General features: G+C 37.9%; 14 protein-coding genes, 1 pseudogene and 1 riboswitch. Of the genes and pseudogenes, 3 read left to right on the top strand and 12 right to left on the bottom strand.

Annotation, left to right across the window (positions count from 1 at the left end; translation table 11 throughout):
• The first annotated feature begins 91 nt into the window (after positions 1 to 91).
• Together JFT95_RS00070 and JFT95_RS00065 are read left to right on the top strand one after the other, a co-directional pair.
• On the top strand, positions 92 to 937 hold the full coding sequence (locus JFT95_RS00070) for an SPFH domain-containing protein (protein WP_002063557.1): 846 nt from the start codon (positions 92 to 94) through the stop codon (positions 935 to 937).
• A 15-nt stretch (positions 938 to 952) separates the two neighbouring features.
• Positions 953 to 1,117 (top strand): type II toxin-antitoxin system antitoxin, encoded by a 165-nt coding sequence (locus tag JFT95_RS00065; RefSeq protein WP_001085171.1) that lies wholly within the window; start codon positions 953 to 955, stop codon positions 1,115 to 1,117.
• 36 nt (positions 1,118 to 1,153) lie between these two features.
• On the opposite strand, the gene purD is transcribed toward JFT95_RS00065, so the two are convergent.
• From purD to purE, 12 genes are all read right to left on the bottom strand, one after another.
• Positions 1,154 to 2,425 carry a phosphoribosylamine--glycine ligase gene (purD, locus tag JFT95_RS00060; RefSeq protein WP_201051056.1) on the bottom strand — a complete coding sequence of 424 codons (1,272 nt, stop codon included), beginning with the start codon at positions 2,423 to 2,425 and terminating at the stop codon, positions 1,154 to 1,156.
• Between the two features lie 378 nt (positions 2,426 to 2,803).
• Positions 2,804 to 4,339, bottom strand: a complete 1,536-nt coding sequence (gene purH, locus JFT95_RS00055) for a bifunctional phosphoribosylaminoimidazolecarboxamide formyltransferase/IMP cyclohydrolase (RefSeq protein ID WP_201051054.1) — start codon at positions 4,337 to 4,339, stop codon at positions 2,804 to 2,806.
• A gap of 24 nt (positions 4,340 to 4,363) precedes the next feature.
• Positions 4,364 to 4,951, bottom strand: a complete 588-nt coding sequence (gene purN, locus JFT95_RS00050) for a phosphoribosylglycinamide formyltransferase (RefSeq protein ID WP_201051052.1) — start codon at positions 4,949 to 4,951, stop codon at positions 4,364 to 4,366.
• Positions 4,948 to 5,988: a phosphoribosylformylglycinamidine cyclo-ligase gene (gene purM / locus JFT95_RS00045; RefSeq protein WP_002010019.1), complete on the bottom strand. Its 1,041-nt coding sequence runs from the start codon at positions 5,986 to 5,988 to the stop codon at positions 4,948 to 4,950. Before purM ends, purN begins: the two co-directional genes overlap by 4 nt.
• 100 nt (positions 5,989 to 6,088) lie before the next feature.
• Entirely contained in the window at positions 6,089 to 7,504 is a 1,416-nt protein-coding gene (purF, locus tag JFT95_RS00040; protein ID WP_002124870.1) for an amidophosphoribosyltransferase, read from the bottom strand.
• The gene (gene purL, locus JFT95_RS00035; RefSeq protein WP_201051050.1) at positions 7,489 to 9,708 is read right to left on the bottom strand and encodes a phosphoribosylformylglycinamidine synthase II; all 2,220 of its coding nucleotides are present in this window, start codon (positions 9,706 to 9,708) and stop codon (positions 7,489 to 7,491) included. Before purL ends, purF begins: the two co-directional genes overlap by 16 nt.
• Positions 9,692 to 10,375: a phosphoribosylformylglycinamidine synthase subunit PurQ gene (gene purQ, locus JFT95_RS00030; protein WP_002140189.1), complete on the bottom strand. Its 684-nt coding sequence runs from the start codon at positions 10,373 to 10,375 to the stop codon at positions 9,692 to 9,694. Before purQ ends, purL begins: the two co-directional genes overlap by 17 nt.
• Complete coding sequence (gene purS / locus JFT95_RS00025) at positions 10,372 to 10,626, bottom strand: phosphoribosylformylglycinamidine synthase subunit PurS (RefSeq protein ID WP_000278823.1); 255 nt, start codon at positions 10,624 to 10,626, stop codon at positions 10,372 to 10,374. The genes purQ and purS overlap by 4 nt, the downstream gene beginning before the upstream one ends.
• Positions 10,619 to 11,338 carry a phosphoribosylaminoimidazolesuccinocarboxamide synthase gene (gene purC / locus JFT95_RS00020; RefSeq protein ID WP_002029482.1) on the bottom strand — a complete coding sequence of 240 codons (720 nt, stop codon included), beginning with the start codon at positions 11,336 to 11,338 and terminating at the stop codon, positions 10,619 to 10,621. Before purC ends, purS begins: the two co-directional genes overlap by 8 nt.
• An 88-nt stretch (positions 11,339 to 11,426) precedes the next feature.
• A complete protein-coding gene (gene purB / locus JFT95_RS00015) occupies positions 11,427 to 12,734 on the bottom strand; it encodes an adenylosuccinate lyase (protein ID WP_002139387.1) in 1,308 nt (435 codons plus the stop codon).
• Positions 12,731 to 13,882, bottom strand: coding sequence for a 5-(carboxyamino)imidazole ribonucleotide synthase (gene purK / locus JFT95_RS00010; protein WP_002140188.1), 1,152 nt, complete (start codon positions 13,880 to 13,882; stop codon positions 12,731 to 12,733). Before purK ends, purB begins: the two co-directional genes overlap by 4 nt.
• Entirely contained in the window at positions 13,879 to 14,364 is a 486-nt protein-coding gene (gene purE / locus JFT95_RS00005; protein ID WP_201051048.1) for a 5-(carboxyamino)imidazole ribonucleotide mutase, read from the bottom strand. The genes purK and purE overlap by 4 nt, the downstream gene beginning before the upstream one ends.
• A gap of 110 nt (positions 14,365 to 14,474) precedes the next feature.
• Positions 14,475 to 14,576: riboswitch (purine riboswitch) on the bottom strand.
• 282 nt (positions 14,577 to 14,858) lie between these two features.
• On the opposite strand from purE, the pseudogene JFT95_RS29390 reads away from it, so the two are divergent.
• Positions 14,859 to 15,128, top strand: a pseudogene (locus tag JFT95_RS29390) (hypothetical protein).
• Positions 15,129 to 15,173: the final 45 nt, after the last annotated feature.

The raw sequence follows: 15,173 nt of genomic DNA, 5'->3' as shown, positions 1-15,173 counted from the left end.
ATCAAACAATAAAATTCAGAAAATTAGGTGTAACCCTCTTGCATGTAATGATATAAAAGTGATATCATTTTTATATCAAGGAGGCGATCATATGAAAGAAAAACAAGTATTTTATGTTAATGGATTTCTCGGCGTTATTGGAATTTTAGTTTTAGCCGCTATCGGTGTATTTTGCCTTGTACAAGAAATGTTTGTAATAGCTATTTTAGCTCTCATATTAGCATCTGTTTTAGCTACAGGTATCGGTATCGTTCAACCGAATCAAGCGAAAGTTATTACGTTCTTCGGTAGTTATTTAGGAACAATTCGTCAAAATGGTTTATTTTTAACAATTCCATTCGCTTTTCGTCAAACTGTATCTTTACGTGTTGAAAACTTTAACAGTAAGAAATTAAAAGTAAACGATGTTGAGGGCAATCCAATTGAAATTGCAGCCGTTATCGTATATAAAGTTGTTGATTCCGCAAAAGCAATGTTTGGTGTTGAGCATTACGATCGATTCGTAGAAATTCAAAGTGAAACAGCAATCCGCCACGTTGCTACAAAATATCCTTATGATAATTTCCAAGATGAAACTTGCATCACGTTACGAGGAAATACTGAAGAGATCTCTGAAGAATTAAAGCGTGAGTTAGAAGCACGACTTGAAATCGCTGGCGTAGAAGTATTAGAAACTCGTTTAACACATTTAGCTTACGCAACAGAAATTGCCCATGCAATGCTCCAGCGTCAACAAGCAAAAGCAGTATTAGCTGCTAGAAAAGAGATTGTTGAAGGTGCTGTGAAGATGGCGAAAGATTCAATCCATATGTTAGATGAAGAAGGCGTACTGGAACTCGATGACGAGCGTAAAGCAAATATGGTGAACAATTTATTAGTTGCCATCGTTTCAGATAAAGGTGCGCAACCAGTTATTAATACAGGAAGCCTATACTAAAGGTTGTAAGTGATTATGGCCAAAAAGAAAAGCTTTCCATTACGTATTGATCCTGAATTACACGCAGTCATCGAAAAATGGGCGAATGATGAGTTTCGTAGCGTCAATGCACACATCGAGTATTTACTTCGAGAAATGGCAAAGCAAAAAGGGAAATTAAAAAAAGATAAAGATGCATAAAAATCCCGCTGAGAAATCAGCGGGATTTTTTATACATTAGCTTTTCATCATCTCATGCCCAATTGCACGATATCCTATATCACTTCGGTAAAATAAACCATCACTCTCAATTTTACCGATTTCTTTATAGACCTTATCTTTCGCTTCTTGTAAACTATTCGCCTTACAAGCAACAAATAATACACGGCCACCGTTTGTTACAAAGTCACCATGTTTCATCGCTGTACCCGCATGGAAAACTATTACATCTTGCAGTGCATCTAATCCGTTAATAATTTCACCTTTTTTATATGCTTCTGGATATCCTTTCGAAGCAAGTACGACACCAATAACTGCTTCCTTTGACCATTGTAACGTTAATTCACTTTCATCTAATACAGCGTTACATACATCAACTAAATCATTTTCTAAGCGTGGTAATACAACTTCCGTTTCAGGATCGCCAAAGCGTGCATTGAACTCAATTACCTTTGGACCATCATTTGTTAAAATAAGACCTGCGTATAAAATACCTGTAAACGAACGGTTTTCTGCAATCATCGCCTTGGCAGTTGGGTGTAATACTGTTTGAATCGCTTCTTGAACTGCTGATTCTGGAATTTGTGGTACTGGAGAATATGCACCCATTCCGCCTGTATTCGGACCTTTATCAGCATCAAAAGCGCGTTTATGATCTTGAGCAATTACCATCGGATGTACGGTTGTTCCATTTACGAATGCCATTAATGAAAATTCTTGTCCATCTAGAAACTCCTCAATAACGACCTTCTTGCTTGCTTCACCGAATTTCACATCTTGCAGCATTTCTTTCACAGCTTGTAATGCATCTTCAAGCGTCATTGCTACTGTTACACCTTTACCAGCAGCTAACCCATCTGCCTTAATTACGATCGGTGCACCAACTTTCTGAATGTACTTTACTGCCTCTTCATAGTCTGTAAAAGTTTCATATGCCGCAGTTGGAATACCATACTTTTTCATCAATTCTTTTGTAAAAGCTTTACTACCTTCAATAACCGCAGCCGCTTTATTAGGTCCAAATACACGAAGTCCCTCTTCCTTAAAGCGATCAACGATTCCATTCATAAGTGGAATTTCTGGTCCAACGAAAGTTAAGCCTACATTGTTTTCTTTTGCGAATAAGACTAATGCATCAAAATTATTCTCATCAATATCAACTGGTGTTGCAACATCTCGCATACCTTCATTACCTGGCGCTACATATACTTTTTCTACCTTTTCAGATTGTGCAAATTTCCAAACTAAAGCATGCTCACGTCCACCACGGCCGATTACTAAAACATTCATATTTCATCCCCCAATAATTAAATAAGTACAAACTAGAAGCTATGCTCCTAGTTTGTTTTCATATCAATAAAAGTTTAAAAAGGAGGATCAAGAGAACCGAGCAGGTCAAGGCGCATTTGCCAGGAGGACACGGAGTGTAGCTTTCCTACATGAGTACCGCACTGGCTATGCAACGACGACATGCGACAGTTATCTTGACCGGACTTTTTTAACAACCGTATCAATAGAAAGTTAAAAAGGAGGATCAAGAGAACCGAGCAGGTCAAGGCGCATTCGCCAGGAGGACACGGAGTGTAGCTTTCCTACATGAGTACCGCACTGGCATTGCAACGACGACATGCGACAGTTATCTTGACCGGACTTTTTTAACATCCTCTATTAGTGTTTGAAATGACGTACGCCAGTGAACACCATAGTAATCCCATACGCATCTGCCATTTTAATAGAATCTTCATCACGAATCGATCCGCCTGGTTGGATGATTGCTGTAATTCCAGCTTTTGCTGCTTCTTCTACTGTATCTGGCATTGGGAAGAAAGCATCAGATGCAAGTGCGCTACCTTGTGCTTTTTCGCCAGCTTGTGTAATTGCGATTTTTGCAGAACCTACACGGTTCATCTGTCCCGCGCCTACACCAACTGTCATGTTATCATTCGCTAAAACAATTGCATTTGATTTCACATGTTTTACAACTTTCCAAGCTAGTTTTAAATCTTTCCATTCTTGCTCTGATGGTTCACGTTTCGTTGGAATTAAAATTGCGTCCTCATCTAATGATAACGTATCTTCTTCTTGAACAAGAAGACCACCTTGTACAGAAGTTAGTTTTTTGCTTGCACTTGTCGCTTTTTCAATATTTACAGTTAGTAAGCGTAAGTTCTTCTTACTTTGCAACACTTCTAAAGCTTCTGGCGAGAACGAAGGAGCGATAACAATTTCTAAGAAAATTTCGTGTAACTTTTCTGCTGTAGCTTTATCAATTTCACGATTTGCTGCAATAATACCGCCGAAGATTGATACTGGATCCGCTTCATAAGCACGAGTATATGCTTCGTGAATATCAGTTCCTACTCCAACACCACATGGATTCATATGTTTTACCGCTACTACTGCTGGTTCTGTAAATTCTTTCACGATGCTAAGTGCTGCATCCGCATCGTTGATATTGTTATAAGATAATTCTTTACCGTGTAATTGTTCTGCGTATGCAACAGAAGAAGTTGCTGCGAATGGCGTTTTATAGAATGTCGCTTTTTGATGTGGATTTTCGCCATAGCGTAAATCTTGTTTTTTCTCAAATGTCACCGTTACTGTTTCAGGGCTTTCTTCGCCCATTTGCTTTGTTAAGTAGTTAGAAATTAACGCATCATATGCCGCTGTATGACGGAATACTTTCGCTGCTAATTTACGTTTCGTTTCCTCTGTTACTTCACCGTTCTCTTTCAGTTCTGCTAATACAACATCATAATCTACTGGATCTACAATTACCGATACAAATTTATGATTTTTCGCAGCAGAGCGAATCATTGTTGGGCCACCGATATCAATATTTTCAATTGCATCAGCAAATGTTACATCAGGCTTAGTGATTGTTTCTTTAAATGGGTATAAGTTAACAACAACAAAGTCAATTGGCTCTATACCTAATTCATTCATTTGCGCTACATGCATTTCATTATCACGAACTGCTAATAGACCACCATGAATATTTGGATGTAATGTTTTTACACGACCATCCATAATTTCTGGGAAACCAGTTACTTCAGAAATACCAATTACTTGCAAGCCGTTTTCTTCTAATAATTTTTTCGTACCACCTGTTGAAATAACTTCAATCCCTTGTTCAAGTAAACCTTTAACAAATTCTACTACTCCTGTTTTATCTGAAACACTTACTAATGCACGCTTTTTCATTTATCCTTCACCCCTGGTTATATGTTAGTTAACAGTTGTTTTTTTCACAGACTGAACAATTTGATTCACTGTATTTACGTATAATTTATGTTCAACTTGTTGAATTTTCTTTTGTAAGCCTTCTCTCGTATCCCCTTCAGAAACAACTACTGCTTCTTGCGCAATAATTGGACCTGTATCCATACCTGCATCTACATAGTGAATCGTTACTCCGGTTACTTTCACACCCGCTTCTAACGCTTGACCAACAGCATCTTTCCCTGGAAAACTCGGTAGTAGTGATGGATGAATATTAATAATTTTCCCGCCGTACGCTTCTAGTAAAGTCGTTCCAATTAAACGCATATATCCAGCTAAAATAACATAATCAATTTCATACTCTTCTAGCTTTTTTAATATCTCTTTTTCAAATGCTTCTTTTGACTCATATGCTTTCGCTGAAAAGGAAAAACACGGAATATGGTGATAGTGTGCCCGTCCAATAGCGCGTGCCTCTGGTTTATCACATACTAATAAACTAATATCTGCATCCAATATTTTGTCTTCTACCGCATTAATGAGAGATTGAAAGTTAGAGCCGCTCCCAGAAGCAAAAACTGCTAATCTACTCATACTTCTGTTCCCTCAATAAAGGTAACACCAGACCCTTGTACAGTGTGTCCAATAATATGAGCTTTCTCGCCTTGTTCCTCAAGAAGACGAACAATATCTTTTGCCTCTTCTTCCTTTACTGCTACTACCATACCAATACCCATGTTAAAAATATTGAACATTTCTTTCTCTTCTAGTTTTCCAACTTCTTGAAGTAAACTAAAAATCGGTTGAACTTGCCAAGATCCTAATTCAATTTCCGCACCGATTCCTTCTGGCAACATACGTGGAATATTTTCAATGAATCCACCACCTGTAATATGTGCCATACCGTATACTTCATGTTTCTTCAATAGTTCTAAAATAGGTTTGACATAAATTTTCGTTGGTTTTAATAATTCTTCACCAAGAGGTAGTTCTAAGCGTCCGTAAATACGATCTAAAGATAGTTCTCCATCTTCTAGTAGCACTTTTCTTACTAAAGAATAACCGTTACTATGAATACCGCTAGATGCTAAGCCAATTAATACGTGACCAGCTTCAATTTTTTCACCTGTTACAATTTTCTTTTTATCAACAATTCCAACTGTAAAACCAGCTAAATCGTATTCTTCCGTAGAATACATTCCTGGCATTTCAGCTGTTTCTCCACCAATTAATGCACAACCAGCTTGGCGACAGCCCTCTGATATACCTTTGACGATGTTTTCAATTTTACTAGGTTCAGCTTTACCACAAGCAATATAATCAAGGAAGAAAAGCGGCTCTGCTCCTTGGACAACAATATCATTTACACACATTGCTACTGCATCAATACCAATTGTGTCATGTTTATCTGCCATAAAAGCGAGCATCAATTTCGTTCCCACGCCATCTGTTCCAGATACTAATACAGGTTCTTCTAATGCAAATTTTGATAGATCAAACATACCTCCAAAACCGCCTAAACCGCCTAGCACTTCTTTTCTCATTGTTGTTTGTACGTGTTTTTTCATGCGAGATACCGCTTCATATCCAGCTTCAATATCTACTCCTGCTTGCTTATATGCATTCGCCATCGTTATTTACACCTCGTCTTTTAATTTCTCCCCATCCAGGGCGGCCGTTTTAAGAAAGAAGCTAGCTTCTACATCAAAAGAAGTAGAAGCTTTTTTCTTCTTATTTCATACTTTCTAAAAGCTCTTGCTCATAATCATAAAGAGCTGTTGGATAGTCTCCATTGAAGTAAGCCATACATAGACCACCGTATTTCCCTTCATATGGGCGTCCAATTGCATCTACTAATCCATCTTCACTTAAAAATGTTAGTGAATCTGCTCCGATGATTTGACGGATTTCTTCTATTGAATTATTTGCTGCGATTAATTCTTTTCTCGTTTGAATATCAATGCCATAGAAGCATGGATACTTAAGAGGTGGTGAAGCAATTCTTACATGGACTTCTGTCGCTCCAGCCTCGCGAAGCATACGAACAATTCGTTTACTTGTCGTTCCTCTTACGATAGAATCGTCAATCATAACAACTCGTTTTCCTTCAACTACGCCTCTTACTGCTGAAAGCTTCATCTTAACCCCTTGCTCACGCAGTTCTTGAGAAGGTTGAATAAACGTACGTCCAACGTAACGATTTTTAATTAACCCCAACTCATACGGAATTCCTGTCGCCTCCGCATAACCAATTGCTGCTGAAATACTAGAGTCTGGTACACCAGTAACAACATCAGCTTCAATAGGAGCTTCCGCCGCTAAACGTTTCCCCATGTTTTTACGTGCTGCATGAACATTAATACCAGCGATATTAGAATCTGGACGTGCAAAGTAAATGTATTCCATACTGCAAATCGCATGGTCTACTTCATTTGTAAAACGATCTACGTGAATTCCTTCATCATTGATAATAAGCAATTCACCAGGTTCTACATCACGAATGTATGTTGCACCAACTACATCGAAAGCACATGTTTCCGATGCTACAACGTAAGCATCCCCCATCTTTCCAATTGAAAGAGGACGGAATCCATTTGGATCTAGCGCAACGATCATTTCATTTCCAGTTAGTAAAAGATATGCAAACGCACCTTTCACTTTATTTAGAGCCTCTTTTACACTATCAATTAAAGAATCTTTTGTACTACGCTTAATGAGGTGTAAAAGTACTTCTGTATCTGAACTTGTTTGAAAAATACTTCCCTCTGCCTCTAATTCACGACGAAGCATTTTTGCATTAATTAAATTTCCGTTATGAGCTAACGCCATACTATGATCGGAAAAACGGAATAATAATGGTTGAACGTTAGCAACTTCACTTCCACCAGCTGTTGCATATCGTACGTGTCCAATTGCTGATTTCCCGTTTAATCCCTCTAGCTCACCTCTTGAAAACACTTCTGATATTAAACCTAACCCCTTGTGACCGATGATTTTTTCCCCATTATTTACAACAATGCCTGCGCCCTCTTGCCCACGGTGCTGCAAACTGTGCAATCCGTAGTACGAAACTTGTGCTGCATTTTCATGCCCCCAAATTCCAAAAACGCCACATTCTTCATTTAACCCCTTTATTTCAGCAAGCATGGGATTGCCCCTTTCCAAGCCTTTCTCATTTCATCTACATTTGCTGTAAGTAATACTTCATTTTCTTCATTATGAATTGTTACTTCATTTGTATTTGTCACTTCTCCAACTTGAATTGCTTCAACCACTTTCTCAAATGCTTCTTTATTTTCACGTTTTACAGTTATAACGAAGCGCGATTGTGATTCTGCAAATAATACTGCTGTTGCTTCTCCGTCTAATTTCACAGTAGCACCTAAACCGTTAGCACCAATTGCACTTTCAGTAATTGCAACTGCTAAACCACCTTCTGCAACATCATGTGCAGATTGAACAAGGCCAGCTTGAATTGCTGCTAGTACTTGCTTTTGGCGTTTTAATTCTACATCTAGATCGATGCTTGGTGATTGACCGAAAATTTTTCCGTAGATCATTTTCTGTAATTCACTTCCACCAAACTCAGCTTTCGCCTCTCCAATTACATAAACTAAATCGCCAGCTTGTTTAAATTCTTGTGTTGTTACGTGTTTTAAATCGTGTACAAGTCCAACCATCCCAACAGTTGGTGTTGGATATACAGCTTCACCACTACGCTCGTTATACATTGATACATTCCCGCCGATAACTGGCGTTTGTAACTTGCGGCAAGCTTCACTCATACCGTCTACTGATTTCTCAATTTGCCAGAAGATCTCTGGTTTTTCTGGGTTACCGAAGTTTAAGCAATCTGTAATTGCAAGTGGCTCCCCGCCAGAACATACGATATTACGTGCTGCCTCTGCTACTGCAATTTTACCGCCCACTTCTGGATCTAAATAAATGTAGCGAGAGTTACAATCTGTCGTCATTGCTAATCCTTTTTCTGTGCCGCGTACACGTATAACCGCTGCATCTGAACCTGGTGTAACGATTGTGCTAGTGCGCACTTGATAATCATATTGATCATATACCCACTCTTTACTTGCAATCGTTGGTTGTTGTAATAGAGCTAATAACGTTTCTTTATAATCTTCTACTTTTGGTGTTTCCATTTTCATCTGCTGGAACTCAGCAAAGTATGCTGCTTCTTTTGACGGTTTATGATAAATTGGTGCTTCTTCTGCAAGAGCATCCGCTGGTACTTCAGCTACCATTTCATCTTTATGGAATAATCGAAGCATTTTATCTTCAGTTACTTTCCCCATCGTAACTGCTGCAAGACCATACTTCTCAAATAAATCTACTATTTCTTGCTCTCTACCTTTTTTCACAACGATTAACATACGCTCTTGTGATTCAGATAACATCATTTCATATGGAGTCATTCCAGTTTCACGCTGCGGTACATCATCTAAGTACATTTCAATACCCATACCTGCTTTACTTGCCATTTCTGCAGAAGATGATGTTAAACCAGCAGCTCCCATATCTTGAATTCCAACAAGTGCATCAGACTGAATAAGTTCTAAACATGCTTCAATAAGAAGTTTCTCCATAAATGGATCCCCTACTTGAACTGCCGGACGCTTCGCTTCTGAGCTTTCAGATAACTCTTCAGATGCGAATGTTGCACCGTGAATACCATCACGACCAGTTGATGCTCCTACGTACATTACTGTATTACCAGCACCATGTGCTTGCCCTTTTTTAATATCTTCATGATTAATTAGGCCTACACACATTGCATTTACAAGTGGATTTCCTTCATAACATGGATCAAACTGTACTTCGCCGCCAACAGTAGGAATACCAATGCAGTTACCGTATCCTGCGATTCCTGCTACTACTTCTTCAAATAAATATTTCACGCGTGGTGATTGTAATTCACCGAAGCGAAGTGAGTTTAATAGAGCTACCGGACGTGCTCCCATAGAGAATACATCGCGAATAATACCACCGACACCTGTCGCTGCCCCTTGATATGGCTCAATTGCAGAAGGATGGTTATGACTTTCCATTTTAAATACAACCGCTTGATTATCACCGATATCTACAATTCCAGCGCCTTCTCCAGGTCCTTGTAAGACACGCTCACCTGTCGTTGGAAACTTACGAAGAACTAGCTTTGAATTTTTATAACTACAATGTTCAGACCACATAACAGAGAATAGTCCCGTTTCTGTATAATTCGGCAAACGGCCTAAAATCTTTTCAACCATGGCAAACTCTTCGTCTGTTAGCCCCATTTCCGCATATATAAGCTCTTCTTTAATTTGTGTTGGATTTGGCTCAAGCATTAACGACATATGTTTCCCTCCACTGTTTTAAGATAGATTGAAAGACTTTTAACCCTTCAGCACCGCCAAGTAATTCATCTACAGCACGCTCTGGGTGTGGCATCATACCAAGAACATTTCCTTTTTCATTTACAATACCTGCAATATCTGAAACGCTTCCATTCGGATTTTCTACGTAACGGAATGCAATTTGATTATTCTCTTCTAATTGTTTAAGAGTTGCTTCATCACAATAGTAATTCCCCTCACCATGTGCAATTGGAATATTGATTACTTCATTTTTTTCATATTGTGATGTAAACATAGTTTCATTATTTTCAACACGTAACTGAACCGTACGGCACATAAACTTTAAGTTTTCGTTTCTCATTAATGCTCCTGGTAGTAATCCTGATTCAACAAGAATCTGGAATCCATTACACACTCCTAAAATTGGCTTTCCTTGCTCAGCAGCTTTTTGCACTGCTTTCATTGCGTTAGCAAAGCGAGAAATAGCACCACAACGTAAATAGTCACCGTAAGAGAATCCACCTGGTAGTAAAATTGCATCATATTCATCTAAATTCTCTCTATCGTGCCAAACGTAATCTACTTCTTCACCAAGCTCATCTTTAATTGCATGGAACATATCGACATCACAGTTCGAACCTGGGAATACTATGACTGCAAATTTCACTGTGCGACAACCTCCTCAACTTCATAACGGAAGTCTTCCATTACAACGTTTGCTAATAATTTTTCACACATTTCTTTTACCTTGCTATCCAGATCAGATACTGATTTATCAATTGTTAATTCCATATATTTTCCGATTCGAACGTCTTGTACTTCTGTAAACGAAAGACTATGAAGCGCTCCCTTTACCGCAGTTCCTTGTGGATCTAATACACTTTCTCTTAACGTTACATATACCTTAACTTTATACATGTGAAGCTCCCCCTAAACGTTTTAAAATTTCTTCATATGCTTCTGTTAAATTCCCAAGATCACGACGGAATACATCTTTATCAAATTTTTCATTGCTCGTTTCATCCCATAAACGGCAAGTATCTGGTGAAATTTCATCTGCTAATATGATTTCCCCTTCTTCTGTTACGCCAAACTCTAATTTAAAATCTACTAATCTTACACGACAGCTTGCGAAATGCTCAATCATCACTTGATTGATTTGTAGAGCTGCATCTCGTAATACGCTTACTTGCTCTGGTGTTGCAACATTTAACAAACGAATATGATCTTCCGTTACAAGTGGATCTCCTAAATCATCATCTTTGTAGTAAAATTCTACGATTGGTGTTGTAAGAGCAGTTCCTTCTTCCATTCCTAGTCTTTTTGAAAGACTACCTGCAATTACGTTTCTTGTGACAACTTCTAATGGAATAATACTCACCTTTTTGACAAGTTGTTCTGTATCAGATAACTTCTCCACAAAGTGTGTTTTAATTCCAACTTCTTGTAACTTTCTGAACAATAAAGTTGTAATCTCATTGTTCAAACGACCTTTTCCTGTAATTGTCGCTTTTTTCTCCCCATTGAAAGCAGTCGCACTATCTTTGTACTCTACCCAAACCATATCTGCTGCTTCTGTACGATAAATTCTTTTTGCCTTACCTTCATACAGCAATTCTAGCTTTTGCATTTCGCAAGCCCCCTGTAGTTTGAAAAATGTGAATAATATTTTTATAAAGAATGGCACAGAATGACTCTATTCTGTGCCATATGAAATTTTACGCTTCGTTTAATCCAAGGCGTTCAAAGATTGTATCAACGTGTTGCATATGATGTTCATAATTGAAACATTCGTTAATTTCTTCTTGCGTTAACTTACTTGTAATACGCTCGTCAGATTCTACAAGCTCTTTAAATTGTACTTGTGTTTCCCAAGCTTCCATTGCTTTAGGCTGTACGATATCATAAGCTTCTTCACGTACCAGACCTTTGTCAATTAGTGTAAGCATTACGCGCTGAGAGTAAATTAAGCCGTATGTTCTTGTCATATTGCGTTTCATATTCTCTGGGAATACAGTTAAGTTTTTAACGATATTACCAAAGCGATTTAACATGTAATTTAACGCGATTGTAGCATCTGGTAAAATTACGCGTTCTGCAGAAGAGTGAGAGATATCACGCTCATGCCATAACGGAACATTCTCGTAAGCTGTCATCATATAACCGCGGATAACACGAGCTAAACCAGTCATATTTTCAGATCCAATTGGATTACGTTTATGTGGCATTGCAGAAGAACCTTTTTGACCTTTTGCGAAAGCCTCTTCAACTTCACGTGTTTCACTCTTTTGTAAACCACGAATCTCAACTGCCATCTTTTCAACAGATGTTGCGATTAGTGCAAGTGTTGACATGTAATGTGCATGACGATCACGTTGCAATGTTTGTGTTGAAATTGGTGCTGCTTCTAATCCTAAGTTTTCACAAACATACTTTTCTACGAATGGATCAATATTTGCATATGTACCAACCGCACCAGATAATTTACCAACGCGAACTGTATCAGCAGCTTGTTTGAAACGCTCTACGTTACGTTTCATTTCTTCATACCAAAGACCAAGTTTTAAACCAAATGTTGTTGGCTCTGCATGTACACCGTGTGTTCTTCCCATCATGATCGTGTATTTATGCTCTTTCGCTTTATTAGCTAAAATACTAACAAAGTTTTCTAAGTCTTTTAACAAGATTTCATTTGCTTGTTTTAAGATATAAGATAACGCTGTATCTACTACGTCTGTAGATGTTAAACCGTAATGAACCCATTTACGTTCCTCGCCTAATGTTGGTGTTTCTGATACAGCACGAGTGAAAGCAACTACGTCATGACGTGTTTCTTTTTCAATTTCATAAATACGATCAATATCAAATGATGCATGTTCACGAATTTTTTTCACATCTTCTTTTGGAATATCGCCAAGCTCAGCCCATGCTTCACACGCTAAAATCTCAACTTCTAACCACGCTTTAAATTTGTTCTCTTCCGTCCAAATCGCACCCATTTCAGGGCGTGTATAACGATTAATCATCTTTTTCCCTCCAACAGTTGTTCTTGATGGTCCCAAATATGCAAACTCTTCGCTTTTTCTAGAGCGACTTCAATATTATCATTTAAAATATTAACATGCCCCATTTTTCGCTGTGCTTTTGCTTCTTCTTTTCCATACAAGTGTAAATAGCACCCGGTTAGTCTATTCACTTGTCCTAGGACCCCTTCTATATGTTCGCCTAAAATGTTTACCATGACAACTGGTTTTAACAAATTTGTTTCTCCAAGTGGTAAATTACAGATTGCTCGAATATGTTGACCAAATTGACTCGTTTCACATGCATCCTGTGTATAGTGTCCTGAATTGTGAGGTCTTGGTGCTAATTCATTAATGTAAATCTCACCGTCAGCTGTAGCAAACATCTCTACCGCTAGTGTTCCCACAAGTTCTAGTTCATCCGCAAGTACCTTTGCGTAAGCAATTGCTTTTTGAGAAAGTTCTTCTGTAATGCGGGCTGGAACGATAGATTCATGCAAAATGTTATTTACATGAATATTTTCCGCTACCGGAAATACTTTCGTTTCACCACTTACACTACGAATTACAATAACTGATACTTCTTTTTCAAAGGGCACCCATTTTTCTAGAATGCACTCTGCTTTATTAGTAAGTTCTTTTGCTCTCACAACATCAGCTTCACTCTTTAAAACCACTTGCCCTTTACCATCGTATCCACCTGTCGTTGTTTTTAAGACAGAAGGGAAAGATAACTCCTTAATTGCTTCTGTAAGTTGATCTTGATTTTGAACCAATCTATACGATGCTACTGGTAACCCAGCTTTTTCAATTGCATTCTTTTCTGTAAAACGATTTTGCGTTTTATTTAACAACTGACTACCTTGTGGTAAGTAAGCATGTTTTTCAAGCCATTGTAAACATCTATAATCAATATTCTCAAATTCATATGTGACAACGTCGCTTATCTCTGCTAAATGCTGAATTGCTTTTAAATCGTCATATGGTGCAACGACTTCAACATCAGCAACTTGTGCACATGGTGAATGCTTTGTAGGATCTAAAACAGCAATTTTATAACCCATTTCCTTAGCTGCCAACGCCATCATTCTTCCAAGCTGGCCGCCTCCAATAATGCCGATTGTTTTTCCAGGTAAAATGATTCTCGTCATACTAGCTCACTACCTTCACGCACAGTTTTCTCAATAGCTCCTCGTCTCAACTCTAATGCATCATGTATATCATCATGAAATGATCCAAGTATTTGTGCAGCAAGTAATCCAGCATTCGTTGAACCAGCCTTACCAATTGCAACAGTTGCAACTGGAACCCCTCCTGGCATTTGGACAATGGATAATAACGAATCTAGGCCGTTTAACGCCTTTGATTGAACTGGAACACCAATTACAGGAAGATTTGTCTTCGCTGCAACCATTCCTGGTAAATGCGCTGCTCCACCAGCTCCAGCAATAATAACTTTTACTCCACGTTCACGAGCTGTTTCTGCATATTCAAACATATAATCCGGAGTCCGATGAGCGGATACAACTTTTTTCTCATACGGTATATTTAATTCATCTAAAATGTCACAAGCATATTTCATTGTTTCCCAGTCTGACGTGCTTCCCATTATGACTCCAACTAGTGATTTCATATTAGAATCCCCCCGATTCAAATAAAAAAAGCCTGAAATAGAACAGTTTCTCTTTTACTATGAGAGAAAGTGCTCTACTCAGGCATACGTATCCCTTGTGAATAGAAAAATACCGAGTGACTTTCCCTCATAGTCTAACGAATAACGGTCGTTAGGTAGAGACTTGCAGGCCATATCCCCGCGATTATATGAGGTCTTATATATTATTGTTTCTATGGCTATATTAACAATATTTCATAAACAATGTCAATAAATAATCGAATGTTTTTTTATTAGTCATCGATAACGTTCGTGTTTTAGTTATATTCAAAAGAAGAATTGCAACTATATGCAAGAAGGAAAGGGAATTAGAATATATATTTCTAGAGATCTATTTTACGTATAACTATTTATATAATACTTCAGTATGTTTTAATCAATATATATACTCTCTTGTGTTCTATACATCGATAGAACCTATATTATAACGATTTAATTTCAAAGGAGGAATAACCGTGAAAAAAATAACTGTGCTATTATCCTATTTATTTTTCTCCATCGCAGTAATTGCTGTAATTATTGAATGCTTATTTATATCATCCCATTTTTTCTACTCTCATTATTATGATAGAAATAATCTTTCCTATTCTTAGGGATTATTTTAGGAGCATTCGAAAAATCCGGAGCACAAAAAATCATTACCATTATTTTAAACTGCCTCTATTTCATTCTTTTTTTCGTCTTTAGGATTATTAAATTTATGGATTTTAACCTTCGGTAAATAAAAATAAACACAAAAAAACCTAAGTCGAAACGACTTAGGTTTTTGC

This window comes from Bacillus sp. TH17 (genome assembly GCF_016651125.1).
Lineage (GTDB): Bacteria > Bacillota > Bacilli > Bacillales > Bacillaceae_G > Bacillus_A > Bacillus_A mycoides.
This window is presented reverse-complemented; position numbering and strand designations above follow the sequence as displayed.

Excerpts from the sequence above, each read along its gene's own strand:
- purC (WP_002029482.1), bottom strand. The coding sequence starts at position 11,338 with ATGCAAAAGCTAGAATTGCTGTATGAAGGTAAGGCAAAAAGAATTTAT.
- purB (WP_002139387.1), bottom strand. The coding sequence starts at position 12,734 with ATGATTAATCGTTATACACGCCCTGAAATGGGTGCGATTTGGACGGAA.
- JFT95_RS00070 (WP_002063557.1), top strand. The coding sequence starts at position 92 with ATGAAAGAAAAACAAGTATTTTATGTTAATGGATTTCTCGGCGTTATT.
- purS (WP_000278823.1), bottom strand. The coding sequence starts at position 10,626 with ATGTATAAAGTTAAGGTATATGTAACGTTAAGAGAAAGTGTATTAGAT.
- purL (WP_201051050.1), bottom strand. The coding sequence starts at position 9,708 with ATGTCGTTAATGCTTGAGCCAAATCCAACACAAATTAAAGAAGAGCTT.
- purD (WP_201051056.1), bottom strand. The coding sequence starts at position 2,425 with ATGAATGTTTTAGTAATCGGCCGTGGTGGACGTGAGCATGCTTTAGTT.
- purH (WP_201051054.1), bottom strand. The coding sequence starts at position 4,339 with ATGAAAAAGCGTGCATTAGTAAGTGTTTCAGATAAAACAGGAGTAGTA.
- purK (WP_002140188.1), bottom strand. The coding sequence starts at position 13,882 with ATGACGAGAATCATTTTACCTGGAAAAACAATCGGCATTATTGGAGGC.
- purE (WP_201051048.1), bottom strand. The coding sequence starts at position 14,364 with ATGAAATCACTAGTTGGAGTCATAATGGGAAGCACGTCAGACTGGGAA.
- purF (WP_002124870.1), bottom strand. The coding sequence starts at position 7,504 with ATGCTTGCTGAAATAAAGGGGTTAAATGAAGAATGTGGCGTTTTTGGA.
- purN (WP_201051052.1), bottom strand. The coding sequence starts at position 4,951 with ATGAGTAGATTAGCAGTTTTTGCTTCTGGGAGCGGCTCTAACTTTCAA.
- JFT95_RS00065 (WP_001085171.1), top strand. The coding sequence starts at position 953 with ATGGCCAAAAAGAAAAGCTTTCCATTACGTATTGATCCTGAATTACAC.
- purM (WP_002010019.1), bottom strand. The coding sequence starts at position 5,988 with ATGGCGAATGCATATAAGCAAGCAGGAGTAGATATTGAAGCTGGATAT.